The 19,113-nt window shown below is 42.5% G+C and carries 16 protein-coding genes; 12 read left to right on the forward strand and 4 right to left on the reverse strand.

The genetic code is table 11. From position 1 onward, the window contains the following. Nucleotides 1-100 precede the first annotated feature (100 nt). A complete protein-coding gene (gene yfbV, locus N483_RS13580; RefSeq protein ID WP_023399313.1) occupies nucleotides 101-547 on the forward strand; it encodes a terminus macrodomain insulation protein YfbV in 447 nt (148 codons plus the stop codon). 482 nt (nucleotides 548-1,029) lie between these two features. Here yfbV and rlmA read toward each other — a convergent pair whose 3' ends face one another. The 3 genes from rlmA to xthA are packed head-to-tail and all read right to left on the reverse strand — an operon-like array spanning nucleotide 1,030 to nucleotide 3,313. Beyond that, entirely contained in the window at nucleotides 1,030-1,839 is an 810-nt protein-coding gene (gene rlmA, locus N483_RS13585; protein WP_023399314.1) for a 23S rRNA (guanine(745)-N(1))-methyltransferase, read from the reverse strand. After that, on the reverse strand, nucleotides 1,836-2,459 hold the full coding sequence (locus N483_RS13590) for an energy-coupling factor ABC transporter permease (protein ID WP_023399315.1): 624 nt from the start codon (nucleotides 2,457-2,459) through the stop codon (nucleotides 1,836-1,838). Before N483_RS13590 ends, rlmA begins: the two co-directional genes overlap by 4 nt. Nucleotides 2,460-2,503: 44 nt before the next feature. Further along, the gene (gene xthA, locus N483_RS13595; RefSeq protein WP_023399316.1) at nucleotides 2,504-3,313 is read right to left on the reverse strand and encodes an exodeoxyribonuclease III; all 810 of its coding nucleotides are present in this window, start codon (nucleotides 3,311-3,313) and stop codon (nucleotides 2,504-2,506) included. 238 nt (nucleotides 3,314-3,551) lie between these two features. Here xthA and N483_RS13600 point away from each other — a divergent pair, with 238 nt between their 5' ends. The 3 genes from N483_RS13600 (at nucleotide 3,552) to yccX (ending at nucleotide 7,315) form a co-directional block, all read left to right on the forward strand. Further along, nucleotides 3,552-3,995 carry a hypothetical protein gene (locus tag N483_RS13600; protein WP_023399317.1) on the forward strand — a complete coding sequence of 148 codons (444 nt, stop codon included), beginning with the start codon at nucleotides 3,552-3,554 and terminating at the stop codon, nucleotides 3,993-3,995. Between the two features lie 211 nt (nucleotides 3,996-4,206). Beyond that, on the forward strand, nucleotides 4,207-6,873 hold the full coding sequence (locus tag N483_RS13605; protein WP_023399318.1) for a TonB-dependent receptor plug domain-containing protein: 2,667 nt from the start codon (nucleotides 4,207-4,209) through the stop codon (nucleotides 6,871-6,873). Between the two features lie 175 nt (nucleotides 6,874-7,048). Further along, on the forward strand, nucleotides 7,049-7,315 hold the full coding sequence (gene yccX, locus N483_RS13610) for an acylphosphatase (protein ID WP_036976128.1): 267 nt from the start codon (nucleotides 7,049-7,051) through the stop codon (nucleotides 7,313-7,315). Nucleotides 7,316-7,457: 142 nt separating this feature from the next. On the opposite strand, the gene N483_RS13615 is transcribed toward yccX, so the two are convergent. Beyond that, entirely contained in the window at nucleotides 7,458-8,744 is a 1,287-nt protein-coding gene (locus tag N483_RS13615) for a citrate synthase (protein ID WP_023399320.1), read from the reverse strand. Nucleotides 8,745-9,158: 414 nt separating this feature from the next. On the opposite strand from N483_RS13615, the gene sdhC reads away from it, so the two are divergent. The 8 genes from sdhC (at nucleotide 9,159) to sucD (ending at nucleotide 19,009) form a co-directional block, all read left to right on the forward strand. Further along, nucleotides 9,159-9,536 carry a succinate dehydrogenase, cytochrome b556 subunit gene (gene sdhC, locus N483_RS13620; RefSeq protein WP_155250762.1) on the forward strand — a complete coding sequence of 126 codons (378 nt, stop codon included), beginning with the start codon at nucleotides 9,159-9,161 and terminating at the stop codon, nucleotides 9,534-9,536. Next, the gene (gene sdhD / locus N483_RS13625) at nucleotides 9,527-9,874 is read left to right on the forward strand and encodes a succinate dehydrogenase, hydrophobic membrane anchor protein (protein WP_023399322.1); all 348 of its coding nucleotides are present in this window, start codon (nucleotides 9,527-9,529) and stop codon (nucleotides 9,872-9,874) included. The genes sdhC and sdhD overlap by 10 nt, the downstream gene beginning before the upstream one ends. Beyond that, nucleotides 9,875-11,647, forward strand: a complete 1,773-nt coding sequence (sdhA, locus tag N483_RS13630) for a succinate dehydrogenase flavoprotein subunit (protein WP_023399323.1) — start codon at nucleotides 9,875-9,877, stop codon at nucleotides 11,645-11,647. Between the two features lie 10 nt (nucleotides 11,648-11,657). Further along, the gene (locus N483_RS13635) at nucleotides 11,658-12,383 is read left to right on the forward strand and encodes a succinate dehydrogenase iron-sulfur subunit (protein ID WP_023399324.1); all 726 of its coding nucleotides are present in this window, start codon (nucleotides 11,658-11,660) and stop codon (nucleotides 12,381-12,383) included. Nucleotides 12,384-12,473: 90 nt separating this feature from the next. Further along, complete coding sequence (sucA, locus tag N483_RS13640) at nucleotides 12,474-15,287, forward strand: 2-oxoglutarate dehydrogenase E1 component (RefSeq protein ID WP_023399325.1); 2,814 nt, start codon at nucleotides 12,474-12,476, stop codon at nucleotides 15,285-15,287. A gap of 10 nt (nucleotides 15,288-15,297) precedes the next feature. Continuing rightward, on the forward strand, nucleotides 15,298-16,785 hold the full coding sequence (odhB, locus tag N483_RS13645) for a 2-oxoglutarate dehydrogenase complex dihydrolipoyllysine-residue succinyltransferase (protein WP_023399326.1): 1,488 nt from the start codon (nucleotides 15,298-15,300) through the stop codon (nucleotides 16,783-16,785). Between the two features lie 185 nt (nucleotides 16,786-16,970). After that, the gene (gene sucC, locus N483_RS13650; protein WP_023399327.1) at nucleotides 16,971-18,137 is read left to right on the forward strand and encodes an ADP-forming succinate--CoA ligase subunit beta; all 1,167 of its coding nucleotides are present in this window, start codon (nucleotides 16,971-16,973) and stop codon (nucleotides 18,135-18,137) included. Further along, entirely contained in the window at nucleotides 18,137-19,009 is an 873-nt protein-coding gene (sucD, locus tag N483_RS13655) for a succinate--CoA ligase subunit alpha (protein WP_023399328.1), read from the forward strand. Before sucC ends, sucD begins: the two co-directional genes overlap by 1 nt. The last annotated feature ends 104 nt before the right edge of the window (nucleotides 19,010-19,113 follow it).

Below are 19,113 nucleotides of genomic sequence, written 5' to 3' on the forward strand. Positions count from 1 at the left end.
AAGTTCAATCAGCATTACACTTAATACTAAGGTATAATTGACATGTATGACCGTAATTTTACCTTATTTTTTTGAGAAAAGTTAGCACCTAGGAGTTATGATGCAGAAAAGTCTTATTTCACAAGTGCAACTGGGCCGACAATATGCCAAAGAGTGGCCAATGCGTAAGGAACTTGCTCCTCTATTTCCTGAATTTAGGGTGATAAAGGCAACAGAGTTGGCATTACAAACCATGCCTATACTTGCGTTATTCACTGTGTTTTTTCAAACCAGTCAACTAGGAATGGACTATCTACCTCAGTCAATTGCAATCGCTTTATTCTTTTTAACATTACCTGTGCAAGGTTTGTTGTGGTTAGGGAAGCGATGTGATACTTCATTAAATCCCGCGTTATCTTCATGGTATAGAGATTTATATCAAAAAATGGTCGCAAATGGTTACCAAGGGAATATATGCACCCGAAAACCCACATACAGAGAGTTAGCAAAACTACTCAGTGATATGTTTGAAAAAATGGATAAAGCATTTACTAAAGAAAACTTGTAGTTTTGATTGCGCACATCTGAAAAGGTGTGCGTAGACAAAATAAACGCCAAAAAGCGTTTCATGCCTAGTGGCAACATATACGCAGAAAAACACTTCTCCTTGAGCTGGAAAGCTCTTTATTGGTACAGCCTTTGACATAGCAAGTAAAGAGGTGAACCAAGGCGCCAAACACTTTATCACTTTACTTGTCGACATAGGTTAGATTATTCATTTATGTCAATTCTGTTGCGCCTATGAAGAGGTAGTTGTGGCTATCATACTGGGATTTATATTCCCTTTATAGTCGCCCAAGCCTCTTATGCAGAGTTTAACGTTTACACAAAATGCGCTTAGTCATTGGAATTACAATTAAGTTTAAATGCAGTATGTAGGTCTTTGGTGCAATTGAAAGTATTCTTCTCTGGATGTGACAAAAGCAACATCAACTACAGCTATCAGTGTTTGGACCGCTAATTAGCTAATAAACGATCCAACTTCCGACATCAAGACATTTGCTTTTTATACTGAGTAATCAAAAAAGAAAATGTAATTTGGTGTGTGGGATTTTGAGCTAATTGTTCAAAATGAGAAGCTTTAAACTTCCATGCAAATGGCGTCATCTTTATTAAGTTTTCCGCAACATCTACTGCTACCTCTTGACTTTCTTCCACCAACGTTTGCTCAATCACTTCAAAACCTTCGGGGCAGGGAGGTGCGTCGTGTAAACGCACATCTTCATATATTTTTTGCTTCAGTTCAAAGAGGTGTTTGGGTCCCGGTCCTACGACAATTAGCGTCCCATCTTGTTGTAATAATCTTTTTGACTCATGGGAAAAAACTGGGGCGAAAATACTCAAAACGATATCTGTTTCGGCCTCTTTGAAAGGGGCATCTTTGCTTGATGCAACGCTAAAGTGTGGTTTGCTATAGCGCTTTGAGGCATATTTTACAGCGGGTTTACTGATATCCAATCCATATACAGAGGCTGAATCAGGAAGTGCAGCTGCCACAGCTTGGGTGTAAAAGCCTTCTCCACACCCTAAGTCTACAACCATTTTGGGTGACTTTTTAGCGATCAACTCGGCAAGGGATTGTTGTAAAAAAGCATAGTGGTTAGTCGCGAAGAATGCGCGCCTTGCCTGCACCATGTCTAAATTATCTCCTGGGTGTTTAGAGCGTTTAAATTGCACTGGAAGAAGGTTTATATAGCCTTCTTTTGCAAAGTCGAATTGATGACGATTTTTGCAGCTCAGTGTGTTGCCTGCTTGATTTAATTGCTCTGAGCAAATGGGGCAGCGATAATCTAATGTCATCTATCTAAGTATTCCTGATCGTAAAAAGTTCTGACCCAATGGGGCCGATAGGTGATCATCAATGTGATTGCCATACCATTTAACATGGCTTCTGGAAACCACATGATCACCGAGTAAAACAAATAATTATATTGAAGTGTCTGCCAGTCATATTGGCCTAAAGACCAATAGTAGAGGCTTGTCAGCACTATTTTACTCGCTGCGACAAGGCCAGCGCAAATGAAAGCACAAACAAAAATATAAATAAAAAAGTGTCTAGGTAAGTAGTGGTAACAAATAGCAAATAACGCATAGCTTATATAAACAGGAACAATACCCGTTAAAAGCCAGAAAGAGAAAAATTCAATTGAGTTTTCTGCAAATGCGTAATAAAGCAGTGAAGCGAGCAATGTACTGAGTAACGAAAGCCGCCACCCTAACACTAAGGTAACAGCGGTTATCGCTAAAATATGGATATCTAAAAACGGTAAAATTCCTGCTTTTACTTGCCATAAAATAGCCATAACAAGTGCACAACATAAAACGCCTGTTTGTCTCTGCGGAGTTTTGAGCAATGTAAAAAATTGCGTTTTATCAAAACTGATTGCAAATGCGAGCAAACAAAACAGCGCTGTTGTCATTAACTGTTACCTATTATATGTACTAGGTTAACCACCTCATATGCTTAAACGTCAAAAGTGGCCCAAATTGGAGCATGGTCTGACGGCTTTTCAATACCTCTGAGCTCATAGTCGATATCGCTTTCGGTACAAGATGCCATCAGGCTATTAGTTGCGAGTACCACATCTATACGTAAACCACGGTTATCGTTAAAGCCTTTAGAGCGATAGTCAAACCACGAATATTTATCTTGTGCGTCAGGAGTAAGCTCTCGGAAAGTATCTTTTAAACCCCAATCCATAAGCGTTTTTAACCATTCGCGCTCTTCAGGTTGGAAAGAACATTTACCAGTTTTCAACCAACGCTTCATATTGGGTTCGCCAATGCCAATATCTTCGTCTGTCGGGGAAATATTTATATCACCCATAACAATAAGGTTAGCGTCTGGAGATTCATTCGTATTGAGGTGGGTCATTAAATCTTTATAAAATTGGCGTTTGTACGGGAACTTTGTTTCATGACTGATGTTATCTCCCTGAGGGAAGTAGCCATTCATCACAGTCACTTCCTGGCCATTATCGCTTTCAAATACACCAGTGATCATACGTTTTTGTGCTTCTTCTGTATCCGTCGCAAATCCTTTTTGAATAGATTTAGCTGGCTTTTTTGACATAAGCGCGACACCGTAATGGGCCTTTTGGCCATGAAAGTAGACGTGATAGCCCATCGCTTCGACATCATCGATAGGGAATGCTTCATCGTGTACTTTGATTTCCTGCAAGCCGATTACATCTGGCTGGTGTTTGTCTATTAAAGCTTGTAGCTGGTGGAGTCTAGCTCTGAGGCCATTGATATTGAAAGAGATTATTTTCATAAATAAGATTCGTCAATAAATAAAAGCGAGTGTATCACTTTTGCTGCCCAGATAGGTGAAAAGTTTACTGTTTCACATCTCTAGATTGTTAAAGTTTGCGATCTATTTAAAGAGTTAAAGCTGAACGATTATGAATATGTTAATTGATCATTAAATGTTCAGGAAAGTTTAATTTTATCATTTACAGAGTTAAATCTGGTTATATAATGCGCAGCAATTCGTTCATTTGAGGTAAATTATGTTTAAGTCTTTCACTGTTGCAGCTCTTATTTCTCTAACATCAACGACAGTTTTTGCATCTGAAGCACACAGTTTTAAAGCTGATGACGCTTCAACAATTTCTAAAGTGTGTGAAGTAGCGGCAAATCAGGGTCTAAGCGCAGCTCGTAAAGAAGGTGCACGACATGGTGTATTTATTTCTCGCTTTTCTGAAACTGTAAGATGTAATGGTGAAGATATTCGTACATTTGCAAAAGCTCACAATGAAGTTCAAACAGAAAAACAAGCTAGCAAATCAAAATTAGTTGCAAAAAATACTTCAGTAGCAACTGAATTATGCATGAAGGCGGCTAAAGAGGGCTTAGACAGCTTAAAAGTATACCGTGGTCAAGCTAGAAGTCTTAAATGTAACGATTTACCAGTTAAGCAGTTTGTTCAGCAAATAAACAAAACTGCACTGTAAGTATTAAAGACAAAATACTTAGATTAAGCCCAGCAAACTTGCTGGGCTTTTTGATTTCTATTTCTAAACTTCAATTTAAGCTCCCGATTTCACCCTGCCAATTCGTTTACATTTTGTAAATTAAACAGCTCTAAAATGTATTTTTATTGTTTTTTCTATGTGTTATAAAGGTTAAAAAGATGTTTTTAATACACTACGGAGAATAAAGATAATGAGAAAGGGGATTACGCTAATTGCATCTGCAGTAGGTATTGCTTTACTTGGGGGGGCAAGCCCAAGTTTTGCAAACGACAATGAAGTAGAACGTATTGAGATCACAGGATCTCATATCAAACGTTCTGATTTAGAAGGGCCTTCGCCAATTCAAACAATCTCCGCAGGAGATTTGGCTGCAACGGGCTCAACAGATCTAATAGGCGCTTTACAAAAATTACCAGTGGCTGGTGCAGGTACGTTTAGTACACAAGGTAATTCAAGTGATGACACTGCAAATGGCGGTTCAAGTGTTGCATTGAGAGGCTTAGGCGCGTCTTCAACGTTGGTTTTAATCAATGGTCGAAGAGTCGCGGTTAGCCCTTTTGCCAAAGATATTGAAACGTCTTTCGTTGATTTAAACACAATACCTGTCTCGTCAGTAAAACGCATTGACGTACTAAAAGATGGTGCGTCAGCAACCTATGGTTCAGATGCTGTTGCAGGTGTTATTAATATTATTTTACGTGACGATATTGATGGTTTTGAAATTGCCGGAAAAATATCTGATACAGCTGATGGTGGAGCAGAAGAAGAAAACTTCACGTTGCTATGGGGCAGCTCTACAGATAAAGGGCATCACAACTTTTCACTAGATTATTTTAAGCGTGGCGATGTGTTTTATGCTGATAGAGATTATGCATCTACGGCAGATCAGAGATTTCGCGGTGGTAATAATGCACTGAGTTCATCGGGTATTCCAGGCAGCATCGAAGTTGTACGAAGCCAAGTCACTGATGCGCAGTGGGAAGCGCTTCCTGTCACACGAGTCGAAGATGACGGAACGAAAGTAAGACAGACAATTTTTGCCGATGTGTGGGGCAATGATAAATGCCCTGAAAACATGATAATTGGTGATATTTGTCGTTATGATTACGCCCCTCACATGACCCTTATTCCGTCTACTGAACGGATCAGCTTTAACTACAATGGTGTTCAAGAGATCATGGATGGTGTGGAAGGGTTTGCTGAGTTTTCAGCTCAACATACTTCCACGTTTATTCAAGGTGCGGCGAGTCCAAGTTTTACTGAATTGAACATGGCAGGGGACAACCCAAATCATCCATTGGCAGATCAGCCTGATCACTTCTTACATGGCGTAGATATATCTATGCGACGACGTACAGTAGATATTGGTAATCGTAAAAAGGACGTGGATTCGGAGTATTACCGCGCTGTTATGGGAATGCGAGGTGAGTTTAAAGAGTGGGAGTGGGAATTTGCTTACTCAGCCATCCGTTCAAGTGCGGTTGAAAAAGGCTTTGATGGTTTTCCTAATAAATTAAGAGCACAAGCTGAAATAGACAACGGCAACTGGAACCCGTTTGAGCCGAGCCAAAACTCTCAAGCTACATTAGATAGAATTGAAACAACCACGACGCGTTATGGTGCATCAACAATGCAGTCGTTTGATGCGACAGTCTCAGGTGAATTATTCGAACTTGGTGACGGGTATGTGGCCGCAGCATTTGGTCTAGAGCATCGCTATGAAAAAATCGAAGATAACCCTGACAGTCAGTACTTGAATGGCGAAATATTTGGTACTGAAGCAACGCAGGCAAATGGAGATAGAGACAATACAGCTTTATTTGCCGAATTTATCGTGCCAGCCACTGAAAATTTGGAACTACAGTTGGCACTACGTTATGAAGATTATAGTGATTTTGGTAACACAACTGATCCAAAAGTTGCTTTCCGTTGGACGCCAATAGAAGAAATAGTAGTGCGAGGTTCTTGGGGCACCGCATTTAGAGCACCTTCACTGGTACAGCTCCATTTAGGTAGAACCGATGAATCACCAAGTGTGATTGACCGAGAGCGCTGTAAAATTACGAAGGATCCATTGGATTGTGAACCGTTTGAGTACACGGCTGAAGTGGCTGGTAACAAAAACTTACAGCCAGAAGAGTCTACCAACTATAACTTAGGTATTGTTTGGCAAGCTACAGATGACTTTAGTGTCGGTATTGATTACTGGAATTACGATCAGGACAACCTAATTAAAAAAATAGGTGCTCAAGATATTGTCGACTGTTGTGGTGATGATCCTAAATTAGTTGTGCGTGAAGCGAGCACTGGTGGCACGCCTGGGCGTATTCGACTGATCAATGATACGTTCGTCAACATCGGTGGCAGAAAAACGGATGGTGTTGATATCGATTTGGAATACCGATTGCCGACAAAGGACATGGGCGAATTTAAGTTTGGCTATAACGTAACTTATGTCTTGAACTTTGACGAAGAGCTTATTCGAACAGATGAAAATGGTAATTCGGTATCAGTTATTGAAGATGAAAATGGTGAATACCAACATCCTGATCTGCGTTGGAATGCGCGTGTAGATTGGGCTCTTGATGACTGGGTAGCAAACTTTAGTGTCAATTACATCAACTCTTACAATGACTTGGCTGATAGCGATGGTAATAAGTTTGAGATAGATTCTTGGACAACGATAGATACCAGCGTTACGTATATTGGTTATGAGCAGTTAACAGTGACTGTTGGTGCTGCTAACCTGACGAATGAAGAAGCACCATTTGCACCTTCTGAGTCTATGGGGGTAGACAATAAAACACACAGTATATTGGGGCGTCAGGCTTACTTAAAGTTCGCTTATAAGTTTTAAATAGCTTAAACCTCTCAAACGCCCGATAAAACAGCCGGTTTTATCGGGCGTTTTTTATTTTGAGCCTAGCATCTTGATGAAATGGGCTCAGAGTAAAAATTCTTATCGTGATTTTTCTTCAACAATCTTCACATCAAACCTATGCTTAATCCTAAAACATTAAGAGATAAATATTATGCATTCAAGCAGGTTTATAGTGATGGGCGTAGTGCAAGGAGTCGGGTTTAGGTACCACACAAAGATAAAAGCGTCCGCGTTAGGGCTAGTTGGCTACGCAAAAAATTTACCGGATAGAAGTGTTGAAGTGATTGCGATAGGGCATATTGAAAAAATTTCAGAACTAGCATCTTGGCTGGAAAAGGGGCCGACAATGGCAAAGGTTGAATCGGTGACAAGAGAAGATATTGATGTAGAAATGACAGAAAACTTCGAAATATTTTAAAATTATTTATTTTTTTACGGATGCTGAGAGATATTTTTTCCGTACACTATTTTGTACGTTTTTGCGAAGAGTGTGAAAATAATACAGTATTACAAATAAAAAAGAGGCCGTTTAGCCTCTTTTTTTCAATAATCATGAGCGATTAACGCTCACCTTGGCCTTTGTAATCGCGCGCTGTGTAGCCAGTATATAGCTGACGAGGGCGACCAATTTTGTGACCAGCTTGAGAAAGCATTTCGTTCCAGTGAGAAATCCAACCAACAGTACGAGACATTGCAAAGATAACTGTGAACATGCTTGTTGGAATACCAATCGCTTTAAGAATGATACCTGAGTAGAAGTCTACGTTCGGGTAAAGCTTCTTCTCGATGAAGTACGGGTCTTCAAGAGCAATTTGCTCAAGTTTCATTGCAACGTCTAGCAGTGGATCTTGAATATTTAGCTCTTTCAGTACTTCATGACACGTTTGGCGCATTACTGTAGCACGCGGATCAAAGTTCTTGTAAACACGGTGACCAAAGCCCATTAGACGGAACGGATCGTTCTTGTCTTTTGCTTTTGCTACGTATTCGTCGATACGGTCAACAGAACCAATTTCTTCAAGCATTGTTAGACATGCTTCGTTTGCACCACCGTGTGCCGGGCCCCATAGTGAAGCAATACCAGCTGCAATACATGCATATGGATTTGCGCCTGAAGAACCAGCAAGACGCACAGTTGACGTAGATGCATTTTGCTCGTGGTCAGCGTGAAGCATGAAAATACGATCCATTGCTTTAGCTAATACAGGGCTAACTTTGTATTCTTCAGCTGGTACAGAGAACATCATATGTAGGAAGTTTTCTGCGTAGCTAAGGTCGTTACGAGGGTAAACAAACGGCTGGCCTACGTTGTATTTGTACGCCATAGCTGCAATAGTTGGCAGTTTTGCAACTAACTTAGTCGCACAGCGCATACGCTGCTCTGAGTCTGAAATATCCAAATCGTCGTGATAGAAAGATGAAAGCGCACCCACTACACCACACAGCATTGCCATAGGGTGTGAATCAACACGGAAGCCTTGGAAGAATGCAGCAATCTTCTCGTGCATCATTGTGTTGCGAGTGATCTCGTCAGAGAAGGTTTCTAGCTGCTCTGCGTTTGGTAGTTCACCGTTTAATAGTAAGTAGCAAAGCTCAATGTAGTTTGAGTTTTCTGCAAGTTGTTCGATCGGGTAGCCGCGGTGAAGAAGTACACCTTTAGCACCATCGATGTAAGTAATAGATGATTCACAAGAGCCAGTCGACATGAAACCAGGGTCGTATGTGAAGAAGCCGTGGGCACCTAAAGTACGAACGTCGATAACGTCTTGGCCTGCTGTACCAGAGTGGATCGGTAGTTCGATTGGATCGTGCCCATCAATATGGACTGTGGCTTTCTTATCTGCCATCTATTTATCTCCTATGAAATAACAACATTCTGATTGTTATGTTGTGATACTAATGTTAAGCAAATTCAGATCATTGTAACTTATAAATGGGGTGAAAAGTCAATTTTTCTAAGAATTATGCAAAAATGTATAATAAGTATTCTAACTAGATTAAATATTATACCATTGGCTAATTCGCAAGCGTACGAAACTAAACAAGAATTGTAAAAACACGCATAGCCTTATATACTGTCAACGGTTTTATACCGTGTCGTCTGTGGGTAAACCTATTTTTACATCGAAGTTTTACAGGCAAGTGATCTTTTAAGTGTTTAAACAGGTTTATCTAGAGTGTGCCATTTGTGCATGTCGTGCAAGTGGGTTGATAAAAACAAGTAGATGAAGCTCTTATCGAGCAAAGATGGGCAAGTAACTGTGAAAAAGCAAAGACCTGTAAATCTAGATCTTACGACTATATCTATGCCAGCAACGGCAAAGGCGTCGATCTTACATCGTGTCACTGGTGTCGCGTTGTTCTTCGCGTTGACTTTTGTCATTTGGGCGTGGTCTGAATCTCTCTCTTCTCCTGAAGGTTTTGAATTTGTGAAAGGGCTAATGACTGGCTTTATTGCGAAATTCATTGCGTGGGGCACCTTGGCTGTATTGTCTTACCACATCATTGGCGGTATCCGTCATATGATCCAAGACATGGGCCACTGGGAAGAGTTAGAGTCGGGCAATGCAAGTGCTAAAATTGCAATCGCCATTTGGGTAATCGTTGCGATTCTTGGTGGAGTGTGGATATGGTCTTAAATCAAGCAACTCTGAAACGTGATGGTGTACAAGATTATGTATCACTTCGCGCAACAGCATTAATCATTGCAGCATATGCTGTATTTATCGTGGGCTACTTAGCGTTAACTCCTGAATTAACGTATGAAGCGTGGACTGGGCTATTTGACAACCTAGCCATGAAAGCTGCAACTATTATTACACTCGTTTGTATAATGGTTCATACTCGTATTGGTCTTTGGCAGGTTTTAACTGACTACGTCAACTGTGCAACAATGCGTTCAGTTTTAGGCTTTGTATTAAATCTAATGGCACTTGCATATGTTGCTGTTGGTTTGTTTGTTCTGTGGGGTGTTTAAGTGAAATATAATGTCCGTGAATTTGATGCTGTAGTTGTCGGAGCCGGCGGTGCGGGTATGCGTGCTGCGCTTGCTATTTCTGAGTCAGGCAAGACATGTGCTCTTATCTCTAAAGTATTCCCAACTCGTTCTCACACAGTTTCTGCGCAAGGTGGTATTACGGTAGCACTTGGTAATTCTCATGAAGATAACTGGGAATGGCACATGTACGATACTGTTAAAGGATCTGATTACATCGGTGACCAAGACGCTATCGAGTACATGACTAAAACGGGTCCAGAAGCTATTACTGAATTAGAAAACATGGGTTTACCATTTTCACGTTTTGAAAATGGCCGTGTTTATCAGCGTCCTTTCGGTGGTCAGTCTAAAAACTTTGGTGGTGAGCAGGCTGCGCGTACAGCTGCGGCTGCTGACCGTACTGGTCACGCGTTACTTCACTGCCTTTACCAGCAAAATGTTAAAAACAAGACAAACGTATTCTCTGAGTGGTATGCATTAGACCTTGTTAAAAATGACAAGGGCGATGTAGTTGGTGTTACTGCGATCGAAATCGAGACTGGTGAAGTAGTTTACTTCAAGTCTAAAGCTGTTGTACTAGCGACAGGTGGTGCAGGTCGTATTTACGCTTCAACAACCAACGCTCACATCAATACTGGTGATGGTGTTGGTATGGCCGTTCGTGCAGGCATCGGCATGCAAGACATGGAAATGTGGCAGTTCCACCCGACCGGTATTGCTGGCGCGGGTACGCTAGTAACAGAAGGTTGTCGTGGTGAAGGTGGTTATCTTCTAAATAAAGACGGCGAGCGTTTCATGGAACGTTATGCACCTAACGCGAAAGACCTTGCTGGTCGTGACGTTGTTGCACGTGCGATGATGACTGAAATCCGTGAAGGTCGTGGTTGTGACGGTCCTTGGGGTACTCACATTAAGCTTAAACTTGACCACTTAGGTGAAGAAATGCTTAACCTACGCCTTCCAGGTGTATGTGATCTATCTAAGACATTTGCTCACGTAGACCCTGCTGAAGAGCCAATCCCAGTAATCCCAACGTGTCACTACATGATGGGTGGTGTGCCTACTAACGTAAATGGTCAGGTGCTAGACGTAGATAGCAATGGCAATGAGCGTATTGTAGAAGGTCTGTTTGCAGTAGGTGAAATCGCTTGTGTATCTGTACACGGCGCGAACCGTCTAGGCGGTAACTCACTACTTGACTTAGTTGTATTTGGTCGTGCAGCGGGTAACTTCTTAGGCACCTACTTGAAAGACTTTGAGTCCACTGGTGAAGCGTCTAAAGACGATGTAGATGAAGCATTTGCTCGCTACAATCGTTGGGAGTCTTCTGAGGTTGGCAAAGGTGAAGACCCAGTTCAAATCAAGAAAGATTTGCAAGAGTGTATGCAGCTTAACTTCTCAGTATTCCGTGAAGGTGATGCAATGGCTGACGGTCTTAAAGAGCTTAAAGAGATCCGTGATCGTCTTCAGTATGCGCGTCTTGACGACAAGTCAACTGAGTTCAACACTCAACGTATCGAGTGTTTAGAACTTGATAACTTGATGGAAACAGCATACTCAACAGCAGTTGCTGCAAACTTCCGTACAGAAAGCCGTGGTGCTCACTCTAGATTTGACTTCCCTGAGCGTGATGATGAGAACTGGCTATGCCACTCAATGTATCACCCACAAAGTGAGTCAATGACAAAGCGTGATGTTAACTTTGCGCCGACTACACGTGAAGCATTCCCACCTAAAGCTCGTACGTACTAGGAGTTAAACGATGGCAACAGCAACTTTAGAATTATCTGTTTATCGTTACAACCCAGATGTTGATACTGCACCTCGTATGCAGGAATACAAACTTGAGGTTGAAGAAGGCCGTGACATGATGGTGCTTGATGCACTACTTATGTTGAAAGAGCAAGACTCAACACTTTCTTTCCGTCGTTCATGTCGTGAAGGTGTATGTGGTTCTGATGGCGTAAACATGAATGGTAAAAATGGCCTTGCATGTATTACACCACTGTCAGCTCTACAGAAGAACGGCAAAGGTAAAATTATCATTCGTCCGTTACCTGGTCTGCCAGTAATTCGTGACTTGGTAATTGACATGAGTCAGTTCTACACTCAATACGAAAAAGTAAAACCTTACTTGATCAATGACAAGCCAACAGGTGGCGAAGAGCGTCTTCAAAGTCTTGAAGATCGTGAAAAGCTTGATGGTTTATATGAGTGTATTTTATGTGCATGTTGTTCAACTTCATGCCCATCATTCTGGTGGAATCCAGATAAATTTATCGGTCCTGCTGGACTTCTTCACGCGTACCGTTTCTTGGCTGATAGCCGCGATACAGCAACTGAAGAGCGTTTGGCTGGTCTTGATGACGCGTTCAGCGTATTCCGTTGTCACAGTATCATGAACTGTGTTAGCGTTTGTCCAAAAGGTTTGAATCCAACCAAAGCAATTGGACACATTAAATCTATGCTATTAAACCGTTCGGTTTAAGGCTTAGTATTATCTTAAGGTGGCATGGAGGACATGCCATCTTGTTTTCGTTTAAGTTTAAGTTTCTGCGCTAGAGAAAAGGGCTAATAAATGCACGAAGGTGTGATGAAAGCATGGCTGGAATCTTCTCACTTATACGGCGGCAACGTTGCATATGTAGAAGATTTATATGAGGCGTATCTAGATGATGCGGCTTCAGTGCCAGAAGAATGGCGAGAAGTGTTTGATCAACTACCTAAAGTAGAAGGTGTTGATGTTGATATTAAACATTCCGATGTAAGAGCACAATTTGCTGAGCTTGCTAAGAACAAACACAGAGAAGTAGTAGTTTCTGCAGAAGGTGCGGCAGATGCAAAACAAGTGCGTGTGTTGCAGCTTATTAATGCATTTAGATTTAGGGGCCACCAAAACGCCAATCTAGACCCATTGGGTTTATGGCAACGTGACCGAGTGAGAGAGCTCGAGTTGGCTTACCACGATTTAGATGATGTGGATCTCGATAAAGAATTCAATATTGGCTCTTTTGCTTGTGGCAAAGAGACAATGAAATTAAAAGATTTATACGCTGCACTTAAGTCCACATATTGTGGTTCTGTAGGCGCAGAGTACATGCACATCACATCAACCGAAGAAAAGCGCTGGTTACAACAACGCTTAGAAGCCGGTTTCTCAAAGCCCCAATTCAGCAAAGAAAACAAACTACGCTTATTGCAAGGCTTAATCGCAGCTGATGGCCTTGAAAAGTATCTTGGTGCTAAATTCCCAGGTGCAAAGCGCTTCTCACTGGAAGGTGGTGACGCACTAGTACCAATGCTTAAAGAGCTTGTGCATAGAGCAGGTGAAAGCGGCCAAGAAGAAGTTGTAATTGGTATGGCGCACCGTGGTCGTCTAAACGTACTAGTTAACGTTTTAGGTAAGAATCCACAGGAATTATTCGACGAATTCGCTGGTAAATACGGCGAGTCGGCAGGTTCTGGTGACGTTAAGTACCACATGGGTTTCTCTTCTGATTTCTCAACTCAGGGTGGCGATGTTCATATGGCATTGGCATTTAACCCGTCTCACTTAGAAATCGTAAATCCAGTGGTAATGGGCTCAGTAAGAGCACGTCTAGACCGTTTAAACTGTGCTAGTGGTTCTAAAGCATTGCCAATCACCATTCACGGTGACTCAGCAATCGCTGGACAAGGTGTTGTACAAGAGACCTTTAACTTGTCTAAGACACGTGCTTACGGCGTAGGTGGTACTGTACGTATCGTTGTAAATAACCAAGTTGGTTTTACAACGTCTAAGGCAGAAGATACACGTTCTACTGAGTACTGTACTGACATTGCTAAGATGGTTCAGGCACCAATTTTCCACGTTAACTCTGACGATCCTGAAGCGGTTGCATTTGTAACACAAGTTGCACTTGACTTCCGAAACAAGTTCAAACGTGATGTTGTCATTGATTTAGTGTGTTACCGTCGTCATGGTCACAATGAAGCTGATGAGCCAAATGCAACTCAGCCTCTAATGTATCAAAAGATCAAAAAGCACCCAGTACCTCGTCAATTATATTCGGACAAGTTGGTAGCTGAAGGTGTACTTTCTGCGCAAGAAGCTAAGCAATTAGCTGACGATTACCGCAACGGTTTAGACAATGGTGAGTGTGTTGTTGCTGAAATTCAGCCTGAAACGAAGCATTCGTCAGAATGGTCTAAGTACGTAGGTCACGATTGGGATACACCTTACGAGACTGAAGTATCGGTAGACAAGCTAAAAGAACTTGGTGAAAAAGTTGCTAGCTACCCTGAAGATCACAAAGCGCAATCTCGTGTTAAGAAAATCTACGATGATCGTAAAGCGATGGCTACAGGCGATAAACCACTTGATTGGGGTATGGCTGAAACACTTGCATACGCGACAATGGTTGATCAAGGCACTGACATTCGCTTAACAGGTCAAGATTCTGGTCGTGGTACTTTCTTCCACCGCCACGCAGTTGTTCACAACCAAGTTGATGCTTCTACCTACCTACCGCTGCAAAATATCAGCCCTGAGCAGGGTACTTTTGAGGTTTATGACTCAGTACTTTCTGAAGAAGCAGTACTTGCATTCGAATATGGTTATGCAACAGCTGAGCCTACTTCACTTGTTCTTTGGGAAGCGCAGTTCGGTGACTTTGCAAACGGTGCTCAGGTTGTATTTGACCAGTTCTTAAGTTCTGGTGAGCAGAAGTGGGGCCGTCTATGTGGCTTAACTCTGTTACTTCCTCATGGTTATGAAGGTCAAGGTCCTGAACACAGTTCTGCGCGTCTAGAGCGTTACCTACAGCTTTGTGCTGACCACAACATGCAAGTATGTGTTCCAACAACTCCTGCACAGGTTTATGCAATGTTACGTCGTCAATCAGTTCGTCCTTTGCGTCGTCCATTGATTGTTATGACGCCAAAGTCATTGCTGCGTCATCCTTTAGCAGTTTCAAGTTTGGAAGAGCTTTCTGACGGCGTATTCCACAATATGATCGATGAAATTGATGATATTAAACCTGAAAATGTTGAGCGTGTTGTATTCTGTAGCGGTAAAGTTTACTACGAACTACTTCAAGAGCGTCGCAAGCTTGAGCTAAACAATGTTGCTATCGTACGTGTTGAGCAGTTATATCCGTTCCCTCATAAAGAGATGGACGAGGTTATGGCTCGCTACCAGCATGTTAAAGATTTCGTATGGTGTCAGGAAGAGCCACAGAACCAAGGTGCTTGGTACTGCTCTCAACACCATTTCTGGGAAGCAATCCCAACTGGTGCAAACCTAACTTATGCTGGTCGTAAGGCTTCAGCTGCACCTGCTTGTGGTTATATGTCTACCCATACTAAAGAACAAAACGCGTTGATTGCTGACGCATTAACAATTAAAAAATAAGGAATAAGAGATGACAACCGAAATTAAGGTGCCTGTTCTTCCTGAGTCAGTTGCAGACGCAACCGTTGCAACTTGGCATGTAAGCGTTGGTGATACGGTTAGCCGTGACCAAAACCTAGTTGACATTGAAACTGACAAAGTCGTTTTAGAAGTTGTTGCACCTGAAGACGGTGTAATTGTTGCTATTTCTGAAGAAGAAGGCGCAACTGTATTAGGTGAGCAAGTAATTGCACAAATCGGTGCTGCAGGTGCAGCACCAGCTCAATCAAATGAACAACCAGCAGCGCCAGCAGCGGCGCCAGCAGCAGAAGGTAAAGAAGTGGACATTAAAGTACCAGTACTTCCAGAGTCAGTAGCAGACGCTACAATCGCAACTTGGCACGTACAACCAGGTGAGGCTGTAAGCCGTGACCAGAACCTAGTTGACATCGAAACTGACAAAGTTGTTTTAGAAGTTGTTGCACCGGAAGACGGTGTGATGGGTGAACACTTGCATGCTGAAGGCGATACAGTTCTTGGCGAGCAGGTTATTGGCAAGCTTTCAGCAGGTGGCGCACCAGCAGCTCCAGCTCAATCAGACGCAGCTCCTGCAGCATCTGACGAAAATGCTGACGTACTAACTCCGTCAGTTCGTCGTCTAATTGCAGAAAAAGGTCTTGATGCTTCTCAAATTAAAGGCTCTGGTAAAGGCGGTCGTATCACTAAAGAAGATGTTGATGCGTTCTTGAAAGCTCCAGCAGCTAAGCCTGCAGCAGCTCCAGCTAAAGCAGCGGCAGCACCTGCGGCACCAGTTGGTGATCGTACACAAAAACGTGTTCCTATGACTCGTTTACGTAAGACAATTGCTAATCGTCTTCTAGAAGCGAAGAACTCTACAGCAATGTTAACTACGTTCAACGAAGTTAACATGAAACCAATCATGGATCTTCGTAAGCAATATAAAGATGTATTCGAAGAGCGTCACGGCATTCGTCTTGGCTTCATGTCTTTCTACGTGAAAGCTGTAACAGAAGCACTTAAGCGTTTCCCTGAAGTAAATGCATCAATCGACGGTGATGACATCGTATACCACAACTACTTCGACATCAGCATCGCTGTTTCTACACCTCGTGGTCTAGTAACACCAGTTCTTCGTGACTGTGATAAGCTGTCAGTTGCTGAAATCGAAAAGGGTATTCGTGAGCTAGCACTTAAAGGTCGTGACGGCAAACTTACAGTTGACGATATGACTGGTGGTAACTTCACTATCACAAATGGTGGTGTATTCGGTTCACTACTTTCTACGCCTATCATCAACCTACCTCAGTCTTCGATTCTAGGTATGCATAAGATCCAAGAGCGTCCGATGGCAGTAAACGGTAAAGTAGAAATTTTACCTATGATGTACCTAGCGCTTTCTTACGACCACCGTCAAATCGATGGTAAAGAATCAGTTGGTTTCTTAGTAACAATCAAAGAATTACTAGAAGATCCAACTCGTCTACTTCTAGACGTTTAAGCGAAAGATTAAATCTTAAGCTGTATGTGTGCAATTAAGCAACATACGGCTTTTTTTTTGCGCCTTTGGTCTAACTGGGGTTTTCTTACTACGCCTTGGGATCTATACTATGGGCGCAATTTGGGATAGCTGATTATTTGCATAAATATTCAGCATTTTTAGTATAAAAAATTGGATAAAGCATCATGAATTTGCATGAGTATCAGGCAAAACAACTTTTTGCCGAATATGGTTTACCTGTATCTGAGGGTTACGCTTGTGACACTCCTCAGGAAGCAGTTGAAGCTGCTGGTAAGATTGGTGGCGACAAGTGGGTCGTTAAATGTCAAGTACACGCGGGTGGCCGTGGTAAAGCTGGCGGTGTTAAGCTAGCTGATAGCAAAGACGAGATCCGCGCATTTGCTGAAAACTGGTTAGGTAAAAACCTAGTGACTTACCAGACTGACGAAAAAGGTCAGCCTGTTGCTAAGATCCTTGTTGAAAGCTGCACTGATATTGCAAATGAGCTATACCTTGGTGCTGTTGTTGACCGTGCTTCACGTAAAATCGTGTTCATGGCATCAACTGAAGGTGGTGTAGAAATCGAGCAAGTTGCTGAAGAAACACCAGAGCTAATTCACAAAGCTGAAATCGATCCACTAGTAGGCCCTCAGGCATACCAAGGTCGTGAGCTTGGCTTCAAGCTTGGTCTTAACCCAGCTCAGATTAAACAGTTCACTAAGATCTTCCTAGGTCTAGCGAACATGTTCATCGATCATGACTTTGCACTTCTAGAGATCAACCCTCTAGTAATCACTGACGAAAACAACCTACACTGCCTAGACGGTAAGATTGGTGTTGATGGCAACGCGCTATTCCGTCAGCCTAAGATCCGTGAATTCCACGATCCTTCACAAGAAGATGCACGTGAAGCTCACGCTGCAAGCTTCGAGTTAAACTACGTTGCTTTAGACGGTAACGTTGGTTGTATGGTTAACGGTGCTGGCCTTGCAATGGGTACAATGGACATCGTAAACCTACACGGCGGTAAGCCAGCTAACTTCCTTGACGTTGGTGGCGGCGCGACTAAAGAACGTGTATCTGAAGCATTCAAGATCATCCTTTCAGATGACAACGTGAAAGCAGTACTAGTAAACATCTTCGGTGGTATCGTTCGTTGTGACATGATCGCTGAAGGTATCATTGGTGCAGTTAAAGAAGTTGGTGTAAGCGTACCAGTAGTTGTACGTCTTGAAGGTACTAACGCTGAAGCTGGCCGTGAAGTACTAGCTAACTCTGGTCTTGACATCATCGCTGCTGAATCACTAACAGATGCTGCAGAGAAAGTAGTTGCTGCTGCGGAGGGCAAATAATGTCTGTACTAATTAATAAAGATACTAAAGTAATCTGTCAGGGTTTCACTGGTGGCCAGGGTACTTTCCACTCTGAGCAAGCTATCCAGTACGGTACGCAAATGGTTGGTGGTGTATCACCAGGTAAAGGCGGCCAAACTCACCTAGGTCTTCCAGTATTCAACACTGTACGTGAAGCTGTAGAAGCTACTGGTGCAACTGCAACAGTGATCTACGTACCAGCTGCATTCTGTAAAGACGCTATCTTAGAAGCTATCGACGGTGGCATCAAGCTAATCGTTTGTATCACTGAAGGCATCCCTACACTTGATATGGTTGATGTTAAAGTGAAGCTAGAAGAAACTGGCGTTCGTATGATCGGTCCTAACTGCCCAGGTGTTATCACTCCGGGTGAATGTAAGATTGGTATCATGCCTGGTCACATCCACTTACCAGGTAAAGTAGGTATCGTATCTCGTTCAGGTACTCTTACTTACGAAGCAGTTAAGCAAACTACTGATGCTGGTTTCGGTCAGTCTACGTGTGTTGGTATCGGTGGTGATCCAATCCCAGGTACTAACTTCATCGACGTACTAGAAATGTTCCAGAACGATCCTAAGACAGAAGCAATCGTAATGATTGGTGAGATCGGTGGTACAGCAGAAGAAGAAGCTGCAGAGTACATCAAACATAACGTGACTAAGCCAGTTGTTTCATACATCGCTGGTGTTACTGCTCCTCCGGGCAAGCGTATGGGTCACGCAGGTGCAATCATCTCAGGTGGTAAAGGTACTGCTGATGAGAAGTTCGCAGCTCTAGAAGAAGCAGGCGTTAAGACTGTTCGCTCTCTAGCTGAGATCGGTTCTGCACTTAAAGAAAAAGCTGGTTGGTAATTACATTACCTCTCAGGTAAAAGGCTCCTTAGGGAGCCTTTTTTGTTTAATACCGCCGCCCTGAACTTCGCACGATGTCACCTTGAACTTCGCACGATGTCACC

It is taken from the genome of Pseudoalteromonas luteoviolacea NCIMB 1944 (assembly GCF_001625565.1).
GTDB lineage: Bacteria > Pseudomonadota > Gammaproteobacteria > Enterobacterales > Alteromonadaceae > Pseudoalteromonas > Pseudoalteromonas luteoviolacea_F.

Bases quoted from the DNA above. Each gene is read 5' to 3' on its own strand.
- yccX (WP_036976128.1), top strand. From the start codon at position 7,049: ATGCATTCAAGCAGGTTTATAGTGATGGGCGTAGTGCAAGGAGTCGGG.
- N483_RS13615 (WP_023399320.1), bottom strand. From the start codon at position 8,744: ATGGCAGATAAGAAAGCCACAGTCCATATTGATGGGCACGATCCAATC.
- N483_RS13600 (WP_023399317.1), top strand. From the start codon at position 3,552: ATGTTTAAGTCTTTCACTGTTGCAGCTCTTATTTCTCTAACATCAACG.
- sucD (WP_023399328.1), top strand. From the start codon at position 18,137: ATGTCTGTACTAATTAATAAAGATACTAAAGTAATCTGTCAGGGTTTC.
- N483_RS13605 (WP_023399318.1), top strand. From the start codon at position 4,207: ATGAGAAAGGGGATTACGCTAATTGCATCTGCAGTAGGTATTGCTTTA.
- N483_RS13635 (WP_023399324.1), top strand. From the start codon at position 11,658: ATGGCAACAGCAACTTTAGAATTATCTGTTTATCGTTACAACCCAGAT.
- odhB (WP_023399326.1), top strand. From the start codon at position 15,298: ATGACAACCGAAATTAAGGTGCCTGTTCTTCCTGAGTCAGTTGCAGAC.
- sucC (WP_023399327.1), top strand. From the start codon at position 16,971: ATGAATTTGCATGAGTATCAGGCAAAACAACTTTTTGCCGAATATGGT.
- rlmA (WP_023399314.1), bottom strand. From the start codon at position 1,839: ATGACATTAGATTATCGCTGCCCCATTTGCTCAGAGCAATTAAATCAA.
- sdhD (WP_023399322.1), top strand. From the start codon at position 9,527: ATGGTCTTAAATCAAGCAACTCTGAAACGTGATGGTGTACAAGATTAT.
- N483_RS13590 (WP_023399315.1), bottom strand. From the start codon at position 2,459: ATGACAACAGCGCTGTTTTGTTTGCTCGCATTTGCAATCAGTTTTGAT.
- xthA (WP_023399316.1), bottom strand. From the start codon at position 3,313: ATGAAAATAATCTCTTTCAATATCAATGGCCTCAGAGCTAGACTCCAC.
- sucA (WP_023399325.1), top strand. From the start codon at position 12,474: ATGCACGAAGGTGTGATGAAAGCATGGCTGGAATCTTCTCACTTATAC.
- yfbV (WP_023399313.1), top strand. From the start codon at position 101: ATGCAGAAAAGTCTTATTTCACAAGTGCAACTGGGCCGACAATATGCC.